Source organism: Streptomyces nogalater, from assembly GCF_039532885.1.
Classification (GTDB): Bacteria; Actinomycetota; Actinomycetes; order Streptomycetales; family Streptomycetaceae; genus Streptomyces; species Streptomyces nogalater.
In genome coordinates, this window is record NZ_BAAASM010000072.1 from 26973 (window position 1) to 33381 (window position 6409).

The window sequence follows — 6409 nt, forward strand, 5'->3', positions numbered from 1 at the left end:
CGGAGGGGTCCGACAGTGCTACGCGCCGACCCACTCCTCGGTGCCGTCGGAGAACTTCTGGTGCTTCCAGATGGGCACCTCGTGCTTGAGGTCGTCGATGAGCTTGCGGCAGGCGTCGAAGGCCTCCGCGCGGTGCGGGCAGGCCACGGCGACGACCACGGCGAGGTCCCCGACCCGCAGGTCACCCACCCGGTGGACGGCGGCCAGCGCCCGCACGGGGTGGTCGGCGACGACCTTCTCGGCGATCCGCCGCATCTCGGCCTCGGCGCTGGGGTGGCAGGAGTAACCGAGGGCGTCCACGCCGGCGCCGCCGTCGTGGTTGCGTACGGTGCCCACGAACAGCGCGATGCCCCCGGCCGCGGCGTCCCCGACGGCGCGGAAGACCTCGTCCACGGAGAGCGGTGTCTCCCGGACGGCGATCAGCTTGACGGGGTCCTCGGCGGCCCGCTCGCCCGGGTGGTCGTTCGTGAGTGCCATGTGCCCATCGTGCCCCACGGGTCCGGCATCGGGGAATACGGCTTTCGGCAGCACGCGCGCGTGGGCGGTTCGGAGGCTTCTACAAGGGTGGTCCCGCCCGTCCCACCGGGGTTTTGCCGGGTCCCGCCGGTTCCGCCGCCAAGGGGCGTGCGCCGGGCCTCAGACCCGCCGCCGGGCCTTCCGGGCCCTCCGTACGACGGCCGCCGCGCCCAGCAGGGCGACGGTCGCCCCCGCCGCCCCGGCCGCCGTGGCGTCCTTGCGGCCCAGCCGCCGCCCGGCGACCGTGCGCCGCCCGGACACCTCCTCCAGCAGCTCCGCCAGCACCTCCTCGTTGGTCCACTTCGGCCGCCATCCGGCGTCGTGCAGCCGGCTGCCGCTGACCACCCAGGGGTACATCGTGTAGGCCAGGTCCCCCGCCGGGGAGGGGGTGAGCCCGATCCGGTGCAGCCGGGCCGCCGCGCCGAGGGCGACCGCCGACGGCAGCTCCATGCGCCGGATCCCGCTCAGCTCCTCGACCTCCTCCTGCTCCAGCCATCCGTCGCAGCCGACGGCCAGTTCCCCGTCGGCCTTCTCCAGCACGGCGTACTCCAGGGCGCTGCACAGGTCCTCGACGTGGCAGAACTGCCACGCGGGCCGCGACCCGGCCACGACCAGCAGCCGCGGGGACTCGAAGTACCTGGTCAGCGCGGTGTCGGTGCCGCCGACCAGGACGGCCGGCCGGACCACGGTGACGTTCAGCCCCGGATGCGCGCGCGGCGCGCGCCGGGCCAGCCGCTCGATCTCCAGCAGATCGCCGACCCCGGTCGCCTCGGCGGTGGCGCGCAGCTCGGCGTCCTCCGACAGGGGCAGTTCGTTGTCCGGCAGCGCGCCGTAGACCATCGCCGAGGTGCACAGCACCACCCGGTGCACGCCGGCCGCCGCGGCGGCCGTCAGCACGGTCTGGGTCCCGCGCACGTTGTAGGCCGTGCGCGCCGCCGGGTCGGTCTCCAGATCGAGGTCGAGGGCGAGGTGGACGACCACGTCGGTGCCGCGCAGCTTGTCCGCGATGGCCGGGTCGCGCACGTCGAGGATGTGCCACCGGGCCTCGGCGCACTCGCCGCGCCGCTCGTCGATGGCGACGACCCGCTTGATCTCCTCGGAGGCGGCGAGCCGCTCGGTGAGCAGGGCGCCGACCCCGCCGGCCGCGCCGGTCACCGCGACGACGGGTCCGCGCACGGCGGAAGAGGTTGAACGGTTTCGCGCTGCGCGAACCTGCGGATCTGGGGAACTCACCGGGCGTCTCCAGCGGTTGTCTTCAGTACACGCGCGAGTGACGCGTACGTACCAGGTGCATCCATCCTGCCGCAGGCCTTCCGCAGGCGAAGCACCGAGGCCCGATCGGGCCCGGGTGTCTACGCTGGGTGGTGTTGTCGGGCAGCCGCGCCGCCGGAAGAACCGGTGGCCTTACCAGCCGAGGAATCCCGTGAGTGACACCCCATTCGGTTTCGGCCTTCCGCCGGAGGAGCCGGAAGACGGCGACGAGGGCAAGAAGAAGGACCAGCAGAGCGGTGGTGGGCAGGGACCGGCCAATCCGTTCGGTTTCGGCGGCCTGCCCGGAGCCGGCGGCTTTGGCGGCCCCGGCGCAGACAATCCGCTCGCAGCCATGTTCGGCTCCCTGAACCCCAGCGACCTGGGAGCGGCCTTCCAGCAGCTCGGCCAGATGCTGTCGTACGAGGGCGGGCCGGTGAACTGGGACATGGCCAAGCAGATCGCCCGCCAGACGGTCGCCCAGGGCGCGCCGAACGGCACGAAGGACGCCAGCGTCGGCCCGTCCGAGCGCCGGGCCGTGGAGGAGGCCGTCCGCCTGGCCGACCTGTGGCTGGACGACGCGACGTCCCTGCCGTCGGGTTCCGCCTCGGCGGTGGCCTGGTCGCGGGCGGAGTGGGTCGAGGCGACCCTGCCCGCCTGGCGGGAGCTGGTCGACCCGGTCGCCGAGCGGGTCGGCGCGGCGATGGGCGACGTCCTGCCGGAGGAGATGCAGGCCATGGCGGGCCCGCTGATCGGCATGATGCGCTCGATGGGCGGCGCCATGTTCGGCACGCAGATCGGGCAGGCCGTGGGCGTGCTCGCGGGCGAGGTCGTCGGCTCCACCGACATCGGCCTGCCGCTGGGCCCGGCCCGCAAGGCCGCCCTGCTCCCGGCCAACGTGGAGGCGTTCGGCAAGGACCTGGGCGTGCCGCAGGAGGAGGTGCGGCTCTATCTCGCCCTGCGCGAGGCCGCCCACCAGCGTCTGTTCGCGCATGTGCCGTGGCTGCGCTCGCACCTGTTCGGCGCGGTCGACGGCTATGCGCGCGGCATCAAGGTCGACACGGCCAAGCTGGAGGACGTGGTCGGCCAGTTCGACCCGCAGAACCCCGAGCAGTTGCAGGACGCGCTCCAGCAGGGCATGTTCCAGCCGGAGGACACGCCCGAGCAGAAGGCGGCCCTGGCCCGTCTGGAGACCGCTCTGGCGCTCGTGGAGGGCTGGGTGGACGCGGTGGTGCACGCCGCCGCGAAACCGCGCCTGGGGTCCGCCGACGCGCTGCGCGAGACGCTGCGCCGCCGGCGTGCGTCCGGCGGCCCGGCGGAGCAGACGTTCGCCACGCTGATCGGCCTGGAGCTGCGTCCGCGCCGGCTGCGCGACGCCTCCCGGCTGTGGGCCTCGCTCACGGACGCGCGCGGGGTCGACGGCCGGGACGGACTGTGGGCCCACCCGGACATGCTGCCGACCGCGACCGACCTGGACGACCCGGACGGTTTCGTGCACCGCGAGCACCTGGACTTCTCCGAGCTGGACAAGATGCTGGGTGAGGCGGCGGGCGGCGACCACGGCAAGCCCGACCTGCGCAAGAAGGACGACGACGAGACCGAGGGCGACGACACCGAGTGAGCCTGTACGACGACGCGGTCCTGGTCCTGAAGGGGTACGAGGGCCAGGAGGAGCTGCGCCAGTCGTACCTGGACCACCTGGCGGCCCGTCCGGACGGCATGTGGAAGTCCTGTGACTCCGGTCACATCACGGCCAGTGCCCTGGTCGTCGACCCCGGGCGCGGCCGGGTGCTGCTCACGCTGCACCGGAAGCTGCGGATGTGGCTCCAGATGGGCGGTCACTGCGAGCCGGGCGACCCGACGCTGGAGGCGGCGGCTCTGCGGGAGGCGGCGGAGGAGTCCGGGATCGACGGGCTGACCCTGCTGCCCGGCGGTCCGGTACGGCTGGACCGGCACCCGATCCCGGCGCCCTGCAACCGGCACTTCGACGTGCAGTACGCGGTGCTGGCCCCGCCCGGCGCGGTGCAGGAGATCAGCGAGGAGTCCCTCGACCTGCGCTGGTTCGCCTACGACGAGGTGGCCGGGGTCGCCGACGAGTCCGTCCTGCGTCTGCTGGAGGCCACGCGCGCCCGGCTCTGACGGGTCACCGACGAGAGGTAAGGGGCGACCGCCTGGGCGGTCGCCCCTTACCCGGGTCCGGCTCAGCTCCAGACGTTGCCCTGGTTCTGACCGCGCGCCCCCTGCTGGCCCATGCCGAACTGGGCGGCGAGGCCCTGCCCGATCACGGCGTTCTGCGGCGGCAGCAGCTCGCTGGGCTGGACGAGTGCGAACCCGGAGCCCAGGAAGCTCAGCTCCCAGCCCTCACCGGTGTTGCCACGCCGGCGCCACACGCCCGAGGAGTGCGTCTGGGCCTGCATCTGCACGCGCAGCCCGGTGGACCAGGCGACGATCGCGTCGGCGTCGCAGTTGACGTACTTGTCGGGCGTGACCCGCATCAGCAGCGGGACGCCCGAGGTCATCAGGGCGACCCTGCCGCGCCCGGTGATGTTGAGCTGGTACTTCCCGGAGCCGGAGATGCCGTACAGGCTGTCGACGGCGATGACCTCGTGGTGCAGCGAGGAGTCCATGGCGAGGACGTAGGAGCTGTCTACGGTCAGCCCGTCCTGCTCGACGTCCATGAGGTGCACGTGCTGGGCGAGGTTGGCGAGGTAGACCGTGCCCTGGCCGTGGCAGCGCATCAGGTCCAGGCCCTCGCCGGTGCGGGCACGCGCGCGTGCCTGCCGGTTGCCCTGGTACTCGGCGTCGAACTCGACCAGCCCCTGGTAGGCGACCATGGTGCCCTTGCGGGCGAGGAGGTCGTCGTGGCCGTCCAGGGTGATCCGGAGCATCTGCGCGTTCTGCAGGCTCCAGCGCTCCTGGGTCTGGAGGTCGTTGTGCGCGAAAAGCGGGCTCTGCATGGTGTTCTGGCTCCCCCTCAGCCCCGGATCCGGAGGCGGTCGGTGCTGTCCTCGCTGGGCTGGACGACGACGATGCCCTGTCCGGAGAAGGCCATCTGGTAGGCCTCGCCGCTGCCCCGGCCGATCAGCGACTGCGCCTTGAAGCTGCGCTTGCCCTTCACCTTCAGGTTCGGCGACCAGGCGACGAGCGCGTCCGGGTCGACGTACGTCTCGTCCTCGCCGCCCCCGCAGTCCACGACGATCGGCGTGCCCCGGGAAGTCAGCGCGACCCAGCCCTGGCCGGAGATCCTCGTGTTCCACAGGCCCTGGCCGGCGAACTTCGCGAGCCCCTTGACGCGCTCCACGCCCCAGGTCAGATGGGCGTCGAAGGCGAGGAGGTTGGTGGCGTTGACGGAGATGCCGTCGCCATTGAGATTGATCACGACGACGTCTGCGCCGTAGTCGGCGAGGTAGAGCAGGCCGTCGCCGGAGCACTTCATCAGCGGCGCGCCCTCGCCGGTGGCCCAGTCGCGGGCGATCTGGCGGACGGCCGGCGGGTTGGGCTCGTACTGGATGAAGCCCTCGTAGGCGACCATCGACCCCACGCGCGCGAGGAGGTCGTTGCCGGTCTGCAGGGCGACCTTCAGCATGTGACTGCCGTGGTTCTCCATGCGGGCGGTGACGGGTGCGGGGGCGAAGCCCGCGAGCGGCTGGTTCATGACGGGCTCCCTCAGACCTCGTACGGCTGGACGACGATGAAGTTGCCGGGCGCGCCCCGGAACTGGAGGTTGACGCTCTCGCCGGTGTCGCCGGGGTAGGCGTTGCGGCGCATGCGGACCTGGCTGGAGACGATCACCTGGGAGCCGGCCGACCAGGCGACGACGGCGTTGCAGTCGGCGAAGGTGGTCGGCGTGACCGGCAGCACCACGGGCGTGCCGTGCGTCTTGACGACGATCGTGCCGGTGCCCTGGAACTGCATGGTGAACAGCGCGCCGCCGGGGATGCCGTGGCCCTCGATCCGGCGGACCTCGTAGCTCAGGCTCTCGTCGAAGGCGAGGACGTTCTCCGCCGACACGCAGATCGCGTCGCCCTGGAGCTCGACGGGGTGCAGGTGGGCGGAGTTCTCGGCGAGGAAGACCTGGCCCTGGCCGGAACAGCGCATGAGCTGCATCTCCTGGCCGGTGGCGTTGCCCACGACGCGGCCCATGAAACCGGCGCCCTTGTAGCCGAAGTCGACCTTGCCCTGGTAGAGCACCATGCTGCCCTGCCGGGCCAGCACCGACTGGCCGCCGAGGCCGAGGTCCACGCGGACGAGCGTCTTGTTCTGCTGGGTCCAGCGCTGGCCGGTCGGCGTCTCCTTGAACGCCTGGAGCGCGGCCGTCACCCCGGCACCGCCCTGGGGCGCGCCCTGCGGCACCTCGTAGGCGGCGGGCTGACCGGGTACCTGCCCGTAGCCCGGGGGCATCGGCGGGGCGGGCTGACCGGCGCCGGCTCCGTACGGGGCGGGCTGCCCGCCGTACCCCGGGGGCATCGGCGCGCTGGGCAGGCCGCCGTACGACGGCTGCTGGGGCGGCTGGCCGTAGGGCGCGGGAGCCGTGGGGGCGGGGGCCGCGGGCGCGGCCGGCGGGGGGACGGTGCCGCCGGGCGGGGTGAGGGGGGCGACGACCGTGGGGGCGAGGTGCACGTTCGGCGCGGGCGCCGGGGGCGGG

At 73.0% G+C, this 6409-nt stretch carries 7 protein-coding genes; 2 read left to right on the forward strand and 5 right to left on the reverse strand.

Annotation, left to right across the window (positions count from 1 at the left end; genetic code table 11):
• Positions 1 to 18: 18 nt before the first annotated feature.
• Positions 19 to 477, reverse strand: coding sequence for a molybdenum cofactor biosynthesis protein MoaE (locus tag ABD350_RS35580; RefSeq protein WP_344353235.1), 459 nt, complete (start codon positions 475 to 477; stop codon positions 19 to 21).
• Positions 478 to 636: 159 nt separating this feature from the next.
• Entirely contained in the window at positions 637 to 1749 is a 1113-nt protein-coding gene (locus tag ABD350_RS35585) for an SDR family oxidoreductase (RefSeq protein ID WP_344353237.1), read from the reverse strand.
• Between the two features lie 190 nt (positions 1750 to 1939).
• Here ABD350_RS35585 and ABD350_RS35590 point away from each other — a divergent pair, with 190 nt between their 5' ends.
• Positions 1940 to 3385: a zinc-dependent metalloprotease gene (locus ABD350_RS35590; RefSeq protein ID WP_344353239.1), complete on the forward strand. Its 1446-nt coding sequence runs from the start codon at positions 1940 to 1942 to the stop codon at positions 3383 to 3385.
• The gene (locus ABD350_RS35595) at positions 3382 to 3903 is read left to right on the forward strand and encodes an NUDIX hydrolase (RefSeq protein WP_344353241.1); all 522 of its coding nucleotides are present in this window, start codon (positions 3382 to 3384) and stop codon (positions 3901 to 3903) included. The genes ABD350_RS35590 and ABD350_RS35595 overlap by 4 nt, the downstream gene beginning before the upstream one ends.
• A 62-nt stretch (positions 3904 to 3965) precedes the next feature.
• Here the strand turns inward: ABD350_RS35595 and ABD350_RS35600 are convergent, their stop codons facing one another.
• From ABD350_RS35600 to ABD350_RS35610, 3 genes are all read right to left on the reverse strand, one after another.
• A complete protein-coding gene (locus ABD350_RS35600; protein ID WP_344353242.1) occupies positions 3966 to 4721 on the reverse strand; it encodes an AIM24 family protein in 756 nt (251 codons plus the stop codon).
• Positions 4722 to 4738: 17 nt separating this feature from the next.
• A complete protein-coding gene (locus ABD350_RS35605) occupies positions 4739 to 5419 on the reverse strand; it encodes an AIM24 family protein (RefSeq protein ID WP_189999417.1) in 681 nt (226 codons plus the stop codon).
• 11 nt (positions 5420 to 5430) lie between these two features.
• Positions 5431 to 6409, reverse strand: a 979-nt coding sequence (locus ABD350_RS35610) for an AIM24 family protein (protein ID WP_344353245.1), incomplete at its 5' end; no start/stop codon positions are given.

What these genes read in the sequence shown, in the direction of transcription:
- ABD350_RS35580 (WP_344353235.1), bottom strand. Translation starts at nt 477, where the DNA reads ATGGCACTCACGAACGACCACCCGGGCGAGCGGGCCGCCGAGGACCCC.
- ABD350_RS35605 (WP_189999417.1), bottom strand. Translation starts at nt 5,419, where the DNA reads ATGAACCAGCCGCTCGCGGGCTTCGCCCCCGCACCCGTCACCGCCCGC.
- ABD350_RS35600 (WP_344353242.1), bottom strand. Translation starts at nt 4,721, where the DNA reads ATGCAGAGCCCGCTTTTCGCGCACAACGACCTCCAGACCCAGGAGCGC.